This is a genomic window from Vibrio sp. D173a, from assembly GCF_030248475.1.
In genome coordinates, this window is the sequence record NZ_JAHGAH010000257.1 from 14,180 (window position 1) to 32,846 (window position 18,667).

The 18,667-nt window shown below is 46.9% G+C and carries 11 protein-coding genes and 5 pseudogenes; 11 read left to right on the top strand and 5 right to left on the bottom strand.

All coding sequences use genetic code 11. The features are described from left to right. Window positions 1-103: 103 nt before the first annotated feature. The 3 genes and pseudogenes from KIV40_RS22725 to KIV40_RS22735 form a co-directional block, all read right to left on the bottom strand. On the bottom strand, window positions 104-616 hold the full coding sequence (locus KIV40_RS22725) for a protein disulfide oxidoreductase (RefSeq protein ID WP_038889907.1): 513 nt from the start codon (window positions 614-616) through the stop codon (window positions 104-106). Further along, window positions 613-2,145 (bottom strand): annotated as a pseudogene (locus KIV40_RS22730) (protein-disulfide reductase DsbD family protein); the annotation flags it as partial. The gene KIV40_RS22725 and the pseudogene KIV40_RS22730, both read right to left, overlap by 4 nt. After that, a complete protein-coding gene (locus tag KIV40_RS22735; protein ID WP_285351441.1) occupies window positions 2,133-2,306 on the bottom strand; it encodes a hypothetical protein in 174 nt (57 codons plus the stop codon). The gene KIV40_RS22735 and the pseudogene KIV40_RS22730, both read right to left, overlap by 13 nt. A gap of 229 nt (window positions 2,307-2,535) precedes the next feature. On the opposite strand from KIV40_RS22735, the pseudogene KIV40_RS22740 reads away from it, so the two are divergent. Beyond that, window positions 2,536-3,465, top strand: a pseudogene (locus tag KIV40_RS22740) (LysR substrate-binding domain-containing protein). A gap of 40 nt (window positions 3,466-3,505) precedes the next feature. Here the strand turns inward: KIV40_RS22740 and KIV40_RS22745 are convergent. Both KIV40_RS22745 and melB read right to left on the bottom strand, forming a co-directional pair. After that, entirely contained in the window at window positions 3,506-6,640 is a 3,135-nt protein-coding gene (locus KIV40_RS22745) for an HD domain-containing phosphohydrolase (protein WP_228174669.1), read from the bottom strand. A gap of 178 nt (window positions 6,641-6,818) precedes the next feature. Next, window positions 6,819-8,048: pseudogene (gene melB, locus KIV40_RS22750) on the bottom strand (melibiose:sodium transporter MelB); the annotation flags it as partial. Here melB and KIV40_RS22755 point away from each other — a divergent pair. The 10 genes and pseudogenes from KIV40_RS22755 to KIV40_RS22800 form a co-directional block, all read left to right on the top strand. Further along, window positions 7,954-8,691 (top strand): annotated as a pseudogene (locus KIV40_RS22755) (carbohydrate porin); the annotation flags it as partial. The pseudogenes melB and KIV40_RS22755 overlap by 95 nt on opposite strands. 69 nt (window positions 8,692-8,760) lie before the next feature. Then, window positions 8,761-9,486, top strand: coding sequence for a MalM family protein (locus KIV40_RS22760; protein ID WP_285351443.1), 726 nt, complete (start codon window positions 8,761-8,763; stop codon window positions 9,484-9,486). 19 nt (window positions 9,487-9,505) lie between these two features. Continuing rightward, a complete protein-coding gene (locus KIV40_RS22765; protein ID WP_285351445.1) occupies window positions 9,506-9,637 on the top strand; it encodes a hypothetical protein in 132 nt (43 codons plus the stop codon). Between the two features lie 90 nt (window positions 9,638-9,727). Beyond that, window positions 9,728-12,820 (top strand): annotated as a pseudogene (locus KIV40_RS22770) (beta-galactosidase). Window positions 12,821-13,010: 190 nt separating this feature from the next. Continuing rightward, the gene (locus KIV40_RS22775; protein WP_285351455.1) at window positions 13,011-14,015 is read left to right on the top strand and encodes a substrate-binding domain-containing protein; all 1,005 of its coding nucleotides are present in this window, start codon (window positions 13,011-13,013) and stop codon (window positions 14,013-14,015) included. Window positions 14,016-14,147: 132 nt separating this feature from the next. Next, window positions 14,148-15,479: a paraquat-inducible protein A gene (locus tag KIV40_RS22780; protein WP_285351447.1), complete on the top strand. Its 1,332-nt coding sequence runs from the start codon at window positions 14,148-14,150 to the stop codon at window positions 15,477-15,479. Further along, window positions 15,472-17,118: an intermembrane transport protein PqiB gene (gene pqiB / locus KIV40_RS22785; RefSeq protein WP_285351449.1), complete on the top strand. Its 1,647-nt coding sequence runs from the start codon at window positions 15,472-15,474 to the stop codon at window positions 17,116-17,118. Before KIV40_RS22780 ends, pqiB begins: the two co-directional genes overlap by 8 nt. Next, window positions 17,118-17,687, top strand: coding sequence for a membrane integrity-associated transporter subunit PqiC (locus tag KIV40_RS22790; RefSeq protein ID WP_285351451.1), 570 nt, complete (start codon window positions 17,118-17,120; stop codon window positions 17,685-17,687). Before pqiB ends, KIV40_RS22790 begins: the two co-directional genes overlap by 1 nt. A 106-nt stretch (window positions 17,688-17,793) precedes the next feature. Continuing rightward, window positions 17,794-18,276 (top strand): SRPBCC domain-containing protein, encoded by a 483-nt coding sequence (locus tag KIV40_RS22795; protein ID WP_285351452.1) that lies wholly within the window; start codon window positions 17,794-17,796, stop codon window positions 18,274-18,276. A gap of 148 nt (window positions 18,277-18,424) precedes the next feature. Continuing rightward, window positions 18,425-18,664: a hypothetical protein gene (locus KIV40_RS22800; protein WP_005431118.1), complete on the top strand. Its 240-nt coding sequence runs from the start codon at window positions 18,425-18,427 to the stop codon at window positions 18,662-18,664. The last annotated feature ends 3 nt before the right edge of the window (window positions 18,665-18,667 follow it).

Here is an 18,667-nt window from a genome sequence, read left to right on the forward strand (position 1 = left end):
TTCCTCCTTTATCATTGAACGCTGCCAATGTAGCACGCCATATTCACTTAAACACCTATGTTATTGTAAAAGCGTGAAAAAAGTCGACATGCTACACATTGATTTAGGCCATCCAGATCCTTGCTAAAATGCCTATTGGTGTCGTAACACCTGTGGTGATTGAGCTTACCTTTCCATCTTTTAATACATAGATGGTCGGCGTCACGCTGATGCTCCATTCTTGCATAATGCTGCTTTTCGGATCGTTGATGTTGTCGAACTGGTAGTCTTTCGCCTGCATGAACTTTTGTACGCGCTCTTCCGGTCCGGATGCGCCGGATACTGCAACCACTTCATAGTAATCGCTTAACCAACTCACGCTTGGGCTAACAAACTTACACGCCGGACACCAAGTTGCCCAAAAGTACACAACCACTGGTTCTTCATGACTTTTGGCAATCACATCGACAAACTCGCCATCGGCCATGATCGCACTCAGAGGCGGTGCTTGCTCTTTAGGGATGTCTTTGGTGCGGTACCAATCCATGGCGACCGATATCACGGTCACCATGAGCACCATTTGCAACGCTTGACTAAGCCAGTATTTGAGCGACTTGCGCTTTTTTACTGTGTTCACTTAATCGTGCCTCCGCTCGCTTGTTCGATGGCTTTCACCACTACATCGTCAGTCAAAATCACTGGTAGAGGAATCCCCTCTGGCGCAGCTGGACCATAAACGATATTAAATGGCACACCAAAGCGACCATGTGCACGCAAGAAGTCGGTCACTGAGCCATTCGGATGTGTCCAATCGCCTTTCAGTGTCGCCACGTTCGGGCTTTGCAACAGTGAGTAAACCGGATCTTGCCAGATCACGCCGATCTTGTTGGCTTTACAAGTCACACACCAATCTGCGGTCACATCGACGAACACCACACGTCCATTCTTCACGTGGTCTGCAATCGCTTCGTTTGACAGTTTTTCCCAAGCCAAATCTTGTGGCAATGGCGTTGCCCAGTGATTGGCAGTCACACTGCCTAGTACAAGACCACCAGCAATCAGTACCAGTGATACCGTGCCGGAAATTGCCAACGCTTTATTGCCATAAATACGTTTAACACGCGTCATGATAACGATGAACGCAACCAAGCCGATCAGAATGACCCAAAATACCGGCAAGTGATTCGCCATCAGTGACAATAACCAAGCACTGGTTGCCAGCATCATGATGCCAAATACGATTTTCACGACATTCATCCATTGGCCTGGCTTTGGTAGCTTGAGTGCAATGTCAGGGAAAATAGCCACTAAGATCCAAGGTAGTGCCATGCCTAACGCCAATGCAGTGAAGATAGCAAACAGAGTGACTACGTCTGCACCCAGTGCAAACGCCACCGCAGTGCCAAGGAAAGGAGCTGAACAAGGCGTTGCTAACAGAGTCGCGAACATACCTTGCACGTAATGCCCAAGTAGTGAGTGATCCCCTTTTGAAGCCAACCAAGTATTGGTACCTGATGACAGGCGAATTTCAAACAAACCAAGCATGTTGGCACCAAACAGTCCAGTTACCAACAGCATTAAGCCTAAGAACCAAGGGCTTTGGAATTGCACACCCCAACCGATGGCGTTACCAGTTAGCTTCAGCACTAAGATAAAGCCAGCCAGTAACCAAAACGACGTCAGAATACCTAGCGAAGAAGCTACGAACTGAGTGCGAATTTGACGACGCTCAACGCCTTGTGCCGCTACGATGCTGCTTAACTTCATGCCGAGAACTGGCAATACACAAGGCATGATGTTCAGAATCAAACCACCGAGTAGCGCGAACAAGAAAATGTTCACCAAAGACGTACTTGGCAAAGTTTGCGTGATAACGCCTGCTTTGGCTTTCGCGGTTTCTTGCGCCAGTAAGTTGTTGTCTTTGATTGAGACATAAACCGATTGGTTATCCAGCTCTACATTACCCAACCATGTATTCACTGAGTAGTTTACGGTAAGCGTATTGCCCTCTTGATGCTGCCCTTCTAATTTGAAGCTGTAATCGCTGGTTGCTTCGTCAACGCCATCAACCAACACTTCTGGTTTTTGCCAACCTTGTGAGTTAGTCAGTTTGATTTGTAGCTTAGATTGGTTTGCATCCCAATTTGCTTCTGTCACTTCAACAAATGTTGCTGAGCAAATTGAATCAGCTTTTCAGACAATTTACATTTACTCGTGTCATGCCCACTTTCTGCTTTTACGATTTTAACTTCATCGCCAACAACCGCAGAAGTCGAGCTTGCGTCATATTGCATAGCACAACTGAACATCAAGCTAGAATTTTTCATCAGGCACACCACAATCACCCAGCCGATTAGCGCTAGGAGCCATTTGCCCTGTTGTCGGGACGCAGCAGATTGTAAAGTGGATGAGCGCATTCTAACTTCGATAAATGTGGAAACGCCGGAAATCATACGCAAGTTAATATAAACCTCAAGTAGTATGATTTTTTGAACAGCGCGTTTTCGTAACTAACTGTGATAGTCTTATGACTACCGTTTCTGTAAATAATTCAACATGCTCAATAAAGTTAATCTTGCTTATATTCGCTCCTTCGTTTTGATCGCTCAACTGGGTAACTTCACCAAAGCGGCAGAAGCGCTTTCCGTCTCTCGTTCTCATGTGTCTCGCCAAATCAGTGGACTTGAAGCACAGATGGGCGTGACCTTACTAACTCGCACCACGCGTACTCTGCGTTTGACCCATGCTGGTGAACGTTTTTACCAAGAGTGTGAGAAAGCTCTGCGCGATATCGACCAAGCGTTGATCGCCGCAGTCGACGACACTCAAGAAGTTCGAGGCTTGATTCGCGTAAACTGCGTGGGTGGCTATATCGGCGAGGACATCATTGCCAAATACGTCAATGAGTTCATGTTGGAATACCCGAACATCACCGTAGATTTGGATTTCTCTTCACCACGAATTGACCTGATTGAGGACCAATTCGACGTGGCGATTCGCATGGGCGAGTTGGAAGACGCAGGATTCGTCGCACGTAAACTGATGATGATTGATATGGTGACGCTGGCAAGCCCGAACTACCTCAAAACGCATGGGGAACCAGTGACACCAAAAGAGTTGGCGAAACACCGCACTCTGACTGGCTCCGTCACTCGCTGGAGCTACCGCAACGTTGCTAACCCGAAAGAACACAGTGACGTCATCGTGAAAGGCAATCTGCGTTGTAAAAACGGCCGAGCACTTGTGATGGGCGCACTACACGGTAACGGAATTATCCGTGTGCCATTAAGTTACTGAGACGAAGAGGTCAAACAAGGCCAACTGGTTAAAGTGATGCCTGAGTGGGAAATCCCTTCTGTTCCTTTGTCTGCAATTTTCCATCGCGACCGTTATCAACCCAAACGCCTGCGCACCTTCATCGACTTCGTTAAAGCCAAATTTGAGCAAGAGTTTGATGTTCAAGTTTGGCGCACAAAAAGTGCGTAAGAACCGAAGCACTTACGCACTTTTTAAAACCTGATGAAAGCTAAGATAGCTTCTCTAGATACCCCTCTATATCGACATCATCAATAAGCTCATCTGGCAGATAGCGCTTGGCGTAACTTAAGTAAGTACCACTGGTTAACAGTAACTTAAATACGTCTTTATCAATGTGACCACCGAGTGCCATTTTCGACATAATGCTAATTGCCTCACTCAAGGACTTGGCTTTCTTGTAAGGTCGATCTGCCGCGGTTAACGCTTCGAAAATATCCGCTACCGCCAGAATGCGTTCAGGGATCGATAGTTCCTCTCCCATCAAACCTCTCGGATAACCAAAGCCTTCCATTGCCTCGTGGTGCGTAGTAGCGTAGCGAGGAACGCGCTCAAGTTCGGGTGGGAACGGAATGCTTTCGAGCATCTTGATTCCGCTGATCATGTGCTCATTAATCTTAAAGCGCTCTTCTGCTGACAACGTACCGCGCTGCACGGCCAAGTTATACAGTTCGCCATGGTTGTAGAGCTTTTCTGGCACCGTCATATTGATGCCAAACTCAGGGTCGAGATCAAACGGCTGTTCACGCTCAATCACATGCTCAGGACGATCAGAGAGCAGCTTTTCTGTTGCTGGCGTTGGTTGTGGTTGATAACGAGTTTCTTCTAATGGCGATAAACCAAGTCCACAATCGAAGTAACGCGTCCACTCTTTCTCAGCCAACTTGTGCAAACGTTCAATGTCTTGATCCGACATAAACTCCGCACCCACGTTCGTATTGGCGACAAATTCGAACTCTTCTTTCAGCGCAGCAAATTCTTGTTCCAGTGCTTGCTCGGGTTGCTCATCCACACCCATAGTTTTTAGCTTTTTGAGTAGATATTGAATCTGCGCATCTCGCCACAGTACTTCGAATCGCATGCGAACTTCGTGAATGCGGTTGTAGTTGGTTTCTAGCTTACTGCCTTTATCTACCACATATTCTGGCGTGGCGATCTTACCGCAATCATGAAGCCAAGCGGCAATGCGGAATTCACGGCGCTCCTCGTCATTGGCAAACTCAAAAGCTCCAAACACGCCTTGGTCAGATTTCTCTGCCTCTTCCGCAAGCATCAACGCAATCTCGGGCACACGGTTACAGTGACCGGCCGTATAATGTGACTTTTCATCGATGGCGCGTGCGATAAGTTGAATCACGGAATCAAAAAACTCATTTTGCCTTTGTTCAAATTGCTTAAGCGAGTTGCTGCCTCGCATCAGCGAAAGACCAAGTTGATGAATTTCTTCAATGCGAGAGTGAACACGCTGCACTTTGTCGTATTCGCGTTCGCGTACAAATCTGACTTGCTTTCTCAATGCATTGATTGGCTGAGAGATTGGTTTCGCCATCTCCCATGCAACGGGAATCAACAACGCAAGAACAAACAAGGATGCGCCCACAGCATATAGCGTCACTTCATTTACGCCTGACATAACGTAAGACTGTGGAATCACAACAGCAAAGTACCGCTCTTCCTTATGAGTGAGTTTGGAGACAAAAACATACTTATCTTTCCCATTGATCGTCACTAGTTGAACGGAATTAATGAACTTAGGATCTTTGGCAAATTTGACCAGCTCTTCGTATGGCGTAAAGGTATAGGTCGACACTGCAGCCTTACCCTCAAACCATTTTTCACGCAGCTCTTTTCTTTGCTCTGGCGTAATCGCGTCAATAGCGCGGTTAATTATCTCAACTAAAGGTCTTTGTTCCTCATTCACCAAGTAGTAAAACGCGTTGGAGAGGTTTGAATCCTTAACCAAAGTGATGGCTAAGTTCTGACGGAATGTTTCGCGTATTTTGTTGGCCAATATTTGACGGATATCGAGCACAGCTACAATGTCACCGTTCAGTACCCCGTCGATCGCATCGTGAAAAGAAGCGTAATTTACAATGGTCATTTGCGGATAAGCTTCTAGCAAGTCATCTTGAATGCTCCAACCTTTCAGTAAACCAATTCTGTCGTTCTTCACTTGCTCTAAGGTATTGATGTGCTTGTTCTCTTCTGTGGTGAGTAACGCAAACTTTGCGTGATAAAGAGCTTCACCGACTGCGCCAATTCTGGAAAACTCATCTTGGTCGGCAATCGATTGAAGAATATCGATATTGCCATTTTTAAAATCGTTGACGAGCTCATTCCAACTTCGACCGTTCACAAACTTAAACTTTAAGCCGGTCATTTCAGAAATCATCTTGAATATATCAATCGAGAAGCCATTTGGGCGACCGCCAACGGTGTAATCAAGCGGAGCCCAATTATTTTGGTTCGACACTTTTAACTCTGGTGTTTGTGCGACCAGTGCTCGTTGCTCATCCGTTAAGTTCACCGGAGAGACCAAAGGTAAGCGATCTTCGATGTCGACCATCTTGTTAGTTGCAATCAATCGGCCATTGGCTTGATAGATAAACGCCTCCGCTTCTGGCGCTTTCTTGTTTTCAACAAAACGGTTGGTGAGTTGCGCCTCTAACGAGGAGAGAAGAATGTCCACACCTACCACAGTATCGGATTCTGGCACCTTAATGGAAAAGGTTTCCCCAGATACTTTTAGAGTGTTGAACAAATAAGGAGAAGTATTGTAAACGTCATCATGGTCAGCATTTTCAAACCAGCTGCGTTGAGTCGGGATGAAGTTACTAAACTCATCTAAAGCGTGGCGTGATACAAAGTTTTCATCATAGTAAATACTTACCTTACGGCGATCTCGCTTCACCCCGCTATGCGCGATCAACAACCACTTGTCCCCTGGTTGAGCACCTATGCGTGAACGAACTTCCTCTGAGGAAAGGTTGATCAACTGGAAGAAGTCGTTGTTCGCTTTGGCAACAAAAATACTATGAATGCCGGGGTCTCTTACCAACAATTTAGACAAAGGGATAATGATGTTCTCTTCGGGCGTATCTACCCCGATAAGCGACACTAGCTGCGCGCCGCTTCGTGCCACGTTCTCAGCTAAGTTTTGTAAATTAGATAAATGACTCGACACACCTGTCGCGATGGTTTGATATCGGGTGAGGGTGTGTTGCAGCTCAGTTTTCCTTGCAAAATGGTATTGCAAAGTAATCGCCACACCTGCTGTCACTAGGGTACAAAAGACAAACATCAACCCTAGCACTGTCCTTAACGAAATCCGTTTACGTTTCTTCATCGTTTCAGCTTGAAGTAATCCAAGCGCCTTAATCCTTTAACCAACTGAAATTATTGTCTAAAAATTGAATTTAAGCCAATCACGAAATTTTATGGAAGCAAACAAAAACGCCTCCATCTGGAGGCGCTTTATCTTAGTGACTAAATTGAGTTGGGGTACTTAACTGAAAACGTAGCGATTATGCTTGTGCTGGAACGCTTTCAACTTGAGTTTGTTGCTCAGCTTCTTCTTTGTTGAAGCCTTCGTGTAGATGGTAGTAACGTTGGTAAATCACGCCACTGATGGTCATCATGATGGCAGGTAGACCAATCATCATAAATTCTAAACCCATAATGGTGCTTGCTGATTGCTCTACGTTTGGTACGTAACCCACAACAGACAGACCAACACCCACGATGAAACCACCTGCTGCGCCTGCGAATTTCACAAGCATGGTTTGCACTGAGAAGATAACGCTCTCGCTACGACGACCTGTTTTGTGCTCGCCGTAATCCACAACGTCAGCCAGCATTACAGTTTGCAGCGCGTTCGCGATACCCACACCAAATTTAATTGCCGCACCCGCCATACCAATCATTAGTGCGTTAGCTGGAGCGATGAAGCCCATCAATAGAAGAAGTACGCAAGACAGAATTGGGAAGCCACAAGCGATAGGCCATAGGAGCTTACGTGGTAATAGAGAAGCGATACGAGGGAACAAGAACACGCCCGCCACTTCTGCTGCACCTGCAACCGCCATGTAAACTGGGAATAGTTCTGCGTTGCCCAGTGCGTAAGAGAAGTAGTAAATCGCGAAGCCACCAACCAATAGGTTCGCAATTTGAAAAGACAGAACCGTGCCAATTAGCGCTTTAAGCTGGTCGTTTTTACCGATGATAGTCAAAACGTCTTTGAAGCTGAATTTCTCTGCTGGTTTTGCGTTAGCTGGTGCTGCTTTCTCTTTTACGTTACGAGCAATCAAGAATGCACTCATTACAAATAGAACCGCAATCAGCATCGCAACATTGAAGAAGCCGTCGCCTTGGTTGCCATTACCTAGCTCGCCCACGATGTGCAGACCGTAAGTACCAGTAATGAACCATGCAAGGCTCGCGAACAAACGTGGCCATACCACCAACTTTTCACGTTCTTGGCGAGAGCTTGATAGCGCCGGAATCATTGACCAGTAAGGGATATCCATAATGGTGTACGTTAGACCCCAAAGGATGTATGCCGCTGCTGCGTAGATGTAAAGCGTAGTACCTTCAAACATGTGAGTACTGAAAAGGCCAACCAGTACTACTGCGTTTAATAACGTAACAATCACAATCCAAGGGCGGAATTTGCCGAATTTTGAGCGCGTGTTATCCACGATCACACCCATCATTGGGTCAGTAATCGCATCAATAATACGAGCGGCTAAGAAGATTACGGTCGGTTTGAACTACGTGTTCACGCAAAACTCTAGTTATGACGAAAGTGACATCACCACTTCTGGCGCCATGCTTTCTGCACTTTACCGTCAAGCTTGGAACTTTGGTTCAAACACATTCGCTTTCCAATACGGTACGGATGCGCTTGCGGGCGGCTTGATGAGTGCTGAAGGCGGCTCAAACCGTAAATACAACACAGGCGTTGAGCACGATGGTTACAGCTGGCGTATTTTCAACTCTGGCGATCTTAACGTGAATGAAGATTTCCAAGTGATGTACTCCATCGCTTACCAAGACAAAAACCTGGATAACAACGAAGGTGAGAAATGGTTCAGCGTGGGTGCTCGCCCTCAATACAGCTGGACAGCATACATGGCAACCGCACTTGAAGTTGGCTACGAATCAGTAGAAGCACAAAACGGCGCTGGCACCAACGACATGTACAAAGTGACGGTGGCGCAAATGTTCCAAGCAGGCAAAGGCGTTTGGGCTCGTCCATCATTGCGCTTGTTCGCGACCTACTCAGAGAAAACCGATGAGTGGAACCGTGGCGGCGAAGTCTATGGCCACGCTCGCAGTACTGGTGGACAAAACGTCGACGAAATCACCTTCGGCTTTAACGTCGAAACATGGTGGTAATCCAAACCCGCTACTATTTATGAACCCAACGGGGTGAGTAATACGCTCACCCCACAAAGGACAACGCAGATGAAACTAAAACCGCTAGCAACTCTATTCATGGCTCTGTCTCTTGGCGCGTGCAGTGGATTACCAGATCAAACCTTCAATACCGATTTGAGCCAACCACAATGTTGCTCAACGTTAGATGCTTTGCCTCTGACCGCCCTGTCGATTCCTTTCCACCAGCAGGTGGTTATAGATGCAAATCTGCCAAGCATGAGCAGTGCGGTTTTACTTTCTTCAGATTCTGCTTCATCCAAACCGCTCCCTGTGATGAGCTACCAAATCACTTCTGACGCACCATTCGCGCTGCTTGTTCGCTCTTATGTTGATAACAATGCGCTATTTGCTGCGAACGTTCTTATTTATGACGCGAAATGGCAGCTTCTATCCGATTACTCAGCAAAAGACTTTAGCTACCACACAACGGGCATGCGCGGCTTAGAACGTGTTGAACAAGTGATCACGGTGAACCCACAACTTAATGGCGCGAAATACGTGGTCGTCGCTTCAGATTCGACACTGCTTGGCACCGAATTGACTCGTAAGCACCCAGAAGAAGTTTACGCAGAAACACAAAACGTCATTGGCAGTAAACAGCTTCCGCTCACTGCTCAGTTCCAACCTTTTGGCGTTATTGATGTTACGGCGAGTGCCTCTGACAGCAACGCGGTGTTAACGCTTTTTGGCGGAATTGGGCACACAAACCAACGACACCGAAAAAGCAGAGTTAACTCCTGCCGCATCGCCTGAAGCACAAGATGAATGGACGTTGTACCGATCTCAAATCGATGCAGCGCTCAAAGACAACGACGTAAAACAAGCTGCGGCGATTGCCAACCAAGCAGCTGAGCAAGGCTTTACCCAAGCAAAAGATTATCTCGTGAAGCAATTAGCGAAGTAACACTTCACAACAAGAACAAAGACACTCTCGCTACGGGCTCAAACTCCGTAGCGAAACAAGATTAGAAACAAAAAGTTAAGTAGGAAAACCATGAAGGCATTTTCAGAAATTCTCCAAAGACGCGACTGGGAAAACCCGCAATCAGTGAACATTCACTGTCTTAAGGCTCACAGCCCTCTTTCCAGTTTCCGTGATATTGACCATGCCCGCGACGGTATTCAAGCCCAGCGTCAATCGCTGAACGGACAATGGAAATTCAAACTGTTTGATGCGCCAGAGCAAGTTGACGGCGAGTTCATCGAGTCACAATTCAATGACAAAGACTGGGATGAGATTACTGTCCCTTCAAACTGGCAAATGCAAGGTTACGACAAGCCTATCTACGCCAACGTGAAATACCCATTCGAAGTAAACCCGCCGTTTGTACCAAGTGATAACCCAACGGGCTGCTACCGCACTACAGTGTCACTTTCAGCAGAAGATTTAGCCAATACGCAGCGCATTATCTTTGATGGCGTGAACTCGGCTTTCCACCTTTGGTGTAACGGCACTTGGGTTGGCTAGAGTCAAGATAGCCGTCTGCCTTCTGAATTCGACCTAACACCTTACCTTGTTGCGGGTGACAACAGCCTAGCCGTCATGGTGATTCGTTGGAGTGATGGCAGTTACCTAGAAGACCAAGATATGTGGTGGCTAAGTGGTATCTTCCGCGACGTGACTTTGCTATCTAAACCACAACACTGCATTGAAGATGTGTTCATCACACCAGATTTAGACGCGTGTTACCGCGATGGTTCACTGTCGGTTGTAACTTCGATTTCTTCGCCTGACACCTACCAAGTTCAAGTGCAGCTGTTTGACGGTGAACAAGCTGTGACAGAGCCACGTATCGACCGCCCACACAACCGCCGCATCGACGAGCGTGGTACGTGGGATGACGTGGTATTCCAAACATTGTACGTACGCGAGCCAAAGAAATGGACGGCGGAAACACCGAACCTTTACCGCTTAGTCGTTTCACTGTTGGATGAAAATGGCACGCACTTAGAAAGCGAAGCGTACCCTGTGGGCTTCCGTAAAGTCGAAATCACCGATGGCCAATTGAAGCTAAACGGTAAGCCTTTGTTGATCCGCGGCGTGAACCGTCACGAACATCACCCAGAGCTTGGTCATGTGATGACAGAAGAAGACATGATCCGCGACATCTGCTTGATGAAGCAATACAACTTCAACGCGGTACGCACGGCGCACTACCCGAACCACCCTCGTTGGTACGAACTGTGTGACCAATACGGCTTGTACGTGTGTGATGAGGCGAACATCGAAACTCATGGCATGCAACCAATGAACCGCCTATCGAGCAATCCACAATGGGCGCACGCTTACATGAGCCGCTACACCCAAATGGTGATACGCGATAAGAACCACCCTTCAATCATCATCTGGTCTTTAGGTAACGAATCCGGTCACGGCAGCAACCACAATGCGATGTACGCTTGGTCTAAAAACTACGACCCTTCTCGCCCAGTGCAGTACGAAGGCGGCGGTTCAAACACCACGGCAACCGACATCATTGCGCCAATGTACGCGCGCGTGAACACGGTCATCGAAGACGAAGCTGTTCCTAAATGGGCAATCAAGAAATGGGTATCACTACCAAACGAAACTCGTCCTCTGATTTTGTGTGAATACGCACACGCAATGGGCAACAGTCTGGGTAGCTTTAATGATTACTGGGATGCGTTCCGCGATTATCCTCGCCTACAAGGTGGCTTTATTTGGGATTGGGTCGATCAAGGCTTGAGCCAATGGGATGAAAACGGCCAACACTTCTGGGCTTACGGCGGCGACTTTGGTGATGAAATCAATGACCGTCAGTTCTGCATCAACGGTTTGATCTTCCCAGATCGCAAGGTTCATCCAACATTGGAAGAAGCAAAATACTGCCAACGCATGATCACCGTATCACTGCAAGAACAAACCAAAGACGCTTGCACGCTATTGGTGACTAACGAGAACTTGTTCCGCGCAACCGATAATGAGCAATTGAACTGGTCTCTGTTGGAAGATGGCAAAGTTATCCAAACGGGTTCGCTCACGCTTAATGTAGAAGCCGACAGCCAAGCAAGCATTGAGATTGCCCTTAATTTCACGCCAAAAGCGGAAGCGCAATATCACTTAAATACCGACATTACTCTGATTGCTGCAACGCCTTGGGCAGACGCAGAACACCTAGTCGCTTCTGAGCAAATTTCACTACGCAATACAGCAGGCCTTACTCTACCAACATTAGAAACGCAACCAGCGCCAATGCTAACGCAGCAAGACAACGCCGTTTTGGTGTCTAGCGTAGATGAAAAACATCAATGGCGTTGGGATAGCCAAACTGGCTTGATGACCGACTGGCGTGTCGATGGCGAAGCACAAATGCTCGCGGCACCACAAGACAACTTCTTCCGTGCACCACTAGACAACGACATCGGCGTGAGCGAAATCGACAACGTCGATCCAAACGCTTGGATGTGCCGTTGGGACATGGCGGGTATCGGCCAATGGGAACGTCAATGCGTCGCTTGCCACAGTGAAACCCTAGCGCATGCGGTGAAGGTGACTTCGACGTTCGCTTACCACTTTAATGGTGAAGTACAAGCGATCACGACTTGGACGCACACACTGAGCAATAACGGTGAGATGGCATTATCTGTCGACGTGAAATTGGCTGATGATTTACCACCAATGCCACGTATCGGTTTGGAACTTGAACTGCCATTGAACGAGCAAAACGCGCCGATTACATGGCAAGGCTTAGGGCCATTTGAAAACTACCCAGACCGTTTGGCAGCGGCGCGCTTCGGCCAGCACACACAAACACTTGAGCAATTGCACACGCCATACATTTTCCCTACCGATAGCGGTCTGCGCTGCGGTACGCAATGGTTGAAGGTGAATGAGTTAGAAATCTCGGGTGACTTCCAGTTCAGTGTGAGTCAGTACGCTCAGCAGCACTTAGCAGCAGCGAAACACACCAATGATTTGGTCGCAGAAGAGAAGATTTACGTGCGCCTAGATCATAAACACATGGGCGTTGGCGGTGATGACTCTTGGAGCCCAAGTGTGCACAAGGAATTCCAGTTAACGGACAATCAATACGCTTACAAAGTGACGTTTAAACCCGCTCAGTAATCGATTGATACCCTTAACATAAAACACGTCAGTGTGGCTTAATCCCCAAGTTTCGGCTTGGGGATTTTTTATTCAAGCTAGGTTCGATTTGCTTTAAAAGCTTGATACACCGCCACTATTCTCAATTGGGTGTTTGAGTTCATCCGCTGTGCATTGTTAAATGAAGCAAATTTCAGATCCTGAGTTCCCTATGGCTACCATCAAAGACGTCGCAAAAGAAGCTGGCGTATCCATTGCAACCGCGTCTCGCGTCATCAATAACGCACCTCACACCAGTGAATCCGCGATTGTCGCCGTCAAAGAAGCAATGACGAAACTAGGCTATCGCCCGAACGCCAATGCGCGCGCACTGGTCAGTAAATCGTCCAACGCGATCGGGGTATTGGTGAACGACGTTTCTGCGCCCTTTTTTGGCACCATGGTCAAAGCCATCGACACTATAGCCAGTGAACAAGAGAAACAGCTTCTGATTGGCAGCGGCTATCATGATGCCGTGAAAGAGCGCAACGCGATCAACTTGTTGATCAACAGCCGCTGTGAATCTTTGGTCGTACACAGCAAAGGCATGACGGATGCCGAGTTAACCACGCTCGCCAATGAAATTCCGGGCATGGTGCTGATCAACCGTATCGTGCCAGACATCGCTTCACGTTGTATTGCTTTGGATAACCGCAAAGGCTCTTACATTGCCACTGAGCATTTGATTCGCAATGGACACGAACACATCGGCTATATCTGCTCTGGTCATGATATTGAAGATGCAAGAGATCGTCGCGAAGGTTACCTTGATGCTCTGCGAAATAACGGCATCAAGATTCGTGAAGAATACATCGAGTACGGCGAGCCAGATGAAACCGGCGGCGAGCAAGCTATGGTAAACCTGATGGCGAAGAACACCCCCATCACTGCTGTTGCTACCTACAACGACTACATGGCTGCGGGCTGCATGACCTTGCTGCAGGAGAATGGCATCCGTATTCCTGAAGACATGTCAGTGATTGGATTCGATGATGGTCATATCGCGCGCTACATCTACCCTCGCCTAACGACCATTCGCTACCCAATTCAAGTGATGGCCAACGAGGCAGTAAAGCTCTCACTTCAGTTGGTCAATAACGAAGAAACAGAACGTACGGAACACAAATTGTTCATGCCAATTTTGGTCAGACGCTCTTCCGTTGGCAGTATCAAATAAAGCTCAAACCAGTCTCCGAGGCTGTTTTTTTATTTAAACAGGTTAGAAGCTTGTAAAACATCCCCGCAAAAACAAGCGTCTAAGAAGAAAAAGAGTTATTCTTAGTTATTAAAAGTACGAAATAATAACTGAATGAGCACTCAACCTAATTCACGTCAACTGATCTCCTGTGAGGAGTGCGGCTTGGTCGTTCGTATCCCTGATATTGAACAAGGTCAAAAAGCCCAATGTCCTCGCTGTGAGCATTCGCTAACCAAAGTCAATGCCAAGCCGTATCAAAGCGTTATCGCTGTGTCGGTTGCGTGTCTGATCATGTTGGTTTTGAGCATCTCTTTCCCGTTTATGTCGTTTAGCGTTCAAGGTTTATCCCAAGAGATCACCTTAATGCACGCGGCGAAGATGTTGGCGGAATTTCATAACGCGCTTCTCGGTGCGTTACTGCTCGCGACAGTGGTCGTGTTACCTGCTATCTATGTTGGTTTGATCCTCTTTCTTCACCTTGAAGCCTTAAAATCACTCAAGCACCCATTAGGGAAAAAACAAATCCGCATGGCGAAAACGCTGTGTCGACTCTTATTCCGAGTCGAGCCTTGGCTGATGGTTGATGTATTTTTGATTGGCGTTTTGGTGAGCTTGATTAAGATTGCCTCGCTGGCAGAAATCGGCATGGGCAGCTCATTCTGGGCATTCTGTGTGTACACCGTGCTGGTGGTGAAGTGCATTTCGATGGTCGACAAGAGTTGGCTATGGGGACACTTTATTCCTGCGATTGAATTACCAAACGTGAAAGAAGGTGACACACACCATAACGAAAACCACATCGGTTGCCACACGTGCCATCAACTCAATCCAATTGAAGATAAAAAGCACCAAAAGTGTCTTCGTTGTGATAGCCCAGTGCACAGATACAACCCAAAAGATAACATGCAGAAAGCTTGGGCTTTACTGTTTGCAGCGGTCATTTTCTACATTCCTGCCAATTTATATCCAATGATGTATACCGTGAGCCTTGGTCATTCCGAAGGTTCCACCATCATGGAAGGTGTGGTTCTCCTTTGGCAGCTGGGCTCTTACCCTATTGCAGCGGTTATCTTCTTCGCTAGCGTGTTTATCCCTATGGCAAAAATGCTGGCATTGGCGTGGCTTTACTACAACGCTCAAAAAGCACAGTACTTACCACCGGAAGAAAGCATTTCCCGTTTAAAGGTCTATCGAATTACAGAATTTATCGGTCGTTGGTCAATGATTGATATTTTTGTTGTCGCGATTTTGGTTGCGCTCGTACAGTTGCAAAACCTAATGGCGATTTACCCTGGTCCAGCTGCACTCTCATTTGCTGCAGTGGTCATACTAACCATGCTCTCTGCAATGATTTTTGACTCGCGTTTGTTGTGGCAATTACCACAAAACGAAGCGCAGGAGCCAATGAACAATAAATTAACTGAGAAAGCCAAATATGAGTGATGAGAACAACGCAACCGCTCAAATAAAACCTCAAAAGCAGGTCTCTGCGATTTGGATCATCCCGATCCTTGCGCTAGCGATGGGAGCGTGGATGCTGTTCCAATACATCAACAGCACAGGACCAGAGATCACGTTAAAACTTCCTACAGCGGAAGGCATTGAAGTCGGCAAAACCGAAATCAAAGCTCTGAACGTAAAGGTGGGCCTTATCACTGACGTCAAACTTAGCGAAGACTATGACCATATCATTGCTACCGCACAAATGAACAAAGACGCCGATCGCATGCTGCGTGAGGACTCTATGTTCTGGGTGGTGAAACCACGTATTGGTCGCGAAGGTGTATCTGGCTTAGAAACACTACTATCAGGCGCTTATATTCAATTGCAACCGGGGAACTCCAAGGTAGAAAAAGAGCACTTTGATGTGCTTGACGTTCCACCCGTTGCCTCTCCCGATGCAGAAGGCCTGCGTATCGTTTTAACTCACCGTGAAGCCGGAAAACTTGGTGTTGGCGATCCCGTTATCTACAAAGGCTTTACCGTAGGCCGAGTGGAAACAACCAGCTTTGATGTCGAAACTCGTCGTGCACTATACCAACTGTTTATTTTCAAACCATATGACAGCTTAGTGCGCACCAAAACCCACTTTTGGCTAAAATCTGGCGTTGACTTGCAGTTGAATGCGGGAGGCTTTGAGGTGAAATTTGGTTCGTTAGAAAGCCTAATCACAGGCGGAGTTACTTTTGATACTGTACCTGGTTTAGATGCTGGAGATGAAGTCACTGAGGACATGTTGCACTTCCGTCTTTTCGATGATGTGAAGCAAGTACGCGAAGGCATGTACGACGAATACATCCAATTTGTGATGATGTTTGAAGAATCAGTCCGAGGCCTAAAAGCGAAAGCACCGGTTGAATACCGCGGTCTTCGTATCGGTACGGTAATGAAAGTGCCGATGCGTATGCCAACACCTGAAGAAGATTTCTCAGCGAAGAAAATCCCAGTACTTGTGCGTATTGAGCTCGGTCGCGTTTATGAAAACCTACCATCTAGCCAACTACCAAGGTTCAAAGAGAAGCTTAAAGAAGAGTTTGCTAAGGGGCTTCGTGGCACACTGAAAACTGGTAACTTGTTGACCGGTGCGCTGTACATCGACACTGACTTCTACCCAGATGAAGAGCCATATGTGCCAAGCAAGTTTGAAGACTATGATGTATTCCCAACGAAGCAAGGTGGTTTCGCCCAAGTTCAACGCCAAGTCAATGACTTCCTCACTAAGCTGAACAGTTTACCGATGGAAGACACGTTGAACTCACTGAATAAGACACTGAAGAACTCAGAAAAAACACTGGCTTCGGCAGAACGCGTAGCGAATAGCGTGGATCGTCTCCTTAACCAAGAAGACACTAAAGCAATTCCAGCGGATATTCGTAAGAGCTTGGAGCAGTTACAAAAAACGTTGGATGGCTATGGCCCGAACTCCACTATGTACAGTGAAATGGAGTCGACGTTGAAAGAACTAGAGCAAGTGATGACTGAGTTTAAACCGGTTCTGAAGCAGTTGAATGAAAAACCAAACTCGTTGGTATTCGGTGAAGATGAAGTCAACGATCCAACCCCAGTTAGAGGGCAAAAATAATGAAACGCGGACTTTTATTGATCTCTGCCCTTCTGGCAGGTTGTAGCAGTGCACCTGAAGACTCTGGCGCTTTGTATGTCTTACCGGAAGCAAGTTCTGCTAAGGTAAGTGACACCGCGATTGCTCAACGTCCACAGCTGGTGGTTCGCCCTGTAGAGCTTGCTAGCTACCTTGCTGACAGCGGTATCGTATATCGAACCTCTGAAACAAAAATCGTTCAAGCGAAACACAATCAGTGGGCGCACAATATCTCTGAGCAAATCACACAACGTATTATTGACGAGCTGCGCAGCAAGCAAAGCCAATACTGGCCAGTTGAAGTAAATAACCTGCTTGACCAAAGTGGTGAAAGCAAACTTTTACTTTCACTGGGCAAGTTTAATGGTAGCTATCAAGGCAACGCTGAAATTGAAGGTGAATGGTTGATTGTCGATGAAAACGGCAAAGTGAAAAATAGCGCACCAGTCAAAATCAACATGCCTTTGCAAGATGATGGCTATGACGCACTTGTCGATGCGCTGTCAGTGGGTTTGAATAACCTGACAGACCAAATCGCAGCCCAACTATAATCCCCCCTCCTCGCCCATTCAGTTCTCTGAGTGGGCGAAGCGTTTCTGCACTTTACGCCACACTCTCCTAAGCTAATAAGAACAAGAGCTATTAGGAACCACCGAGATGAATAAATCGGAAGTTATCTGGCCAGATTATTACCACCCCAAACATGCCCAGATTCATGTTCGTAGCCAAATTGAAATCCCAGAGCCTCCTGAAGTCGTTTGGCAACATTTAGTACGAGCGCCAGAATGGCCAGCATGGCGACGTGCAAAAACCATGGTTCAAATCCTTAATGGCGACAACACCTTATGTAAAAACACTATGTTTCGTTGGAAGGCCTCTGGATTTGAAGTGAAGTGCACCGTCGTAGAGTATTTACAGAACCAACGCTTAGCATGGAAAGGGAAAAAAGGAAGTATCGATATGTACCATGCTTGGGTGCTAGAACCGACGAAGCACGGTTGCTGTATTATTACAGAGAGCACCCAACGCGGCGGAAGCACGTGGCTAACGAAGTACTTTGCGCCAAGGCGGTTAAGGAAGTATCACCTCAGATGGTTGGAAGAACTATGCCGTCAATCTCATGGTCATTGCGAAAAATAGTGCTTTGGCCTTTCAAACCCAATGCTCAATAAATGCACTCGGCCTGATCTCAATCATATTTGAGACACACCGCTTAAGATATCCTTAGCGAAAATTAGAAATTCCAATCCTATGGCCTATGGGCCAAGAGAAAGGCGTTAAATTAGCAATGTCGATTAACATTTCAGATCTTACCGCTGCTTTAAGCAAGGTCGAACATATCCATAAAGTTCAACTGGAAAACGTACACCAGTTTTTTAAAGCAAACGAGGCTTTCTCGCTGAATACATTTAGCCAGATCGTTTCGAGTAGCTCTATCGATGAACGTTTTAAGACCATCGATGCAGCATTTGCTTCACTTGGTGACGTAAAGACTTACCTATTGGAAGCCTCTTACCTAGTAAGCTAGTAA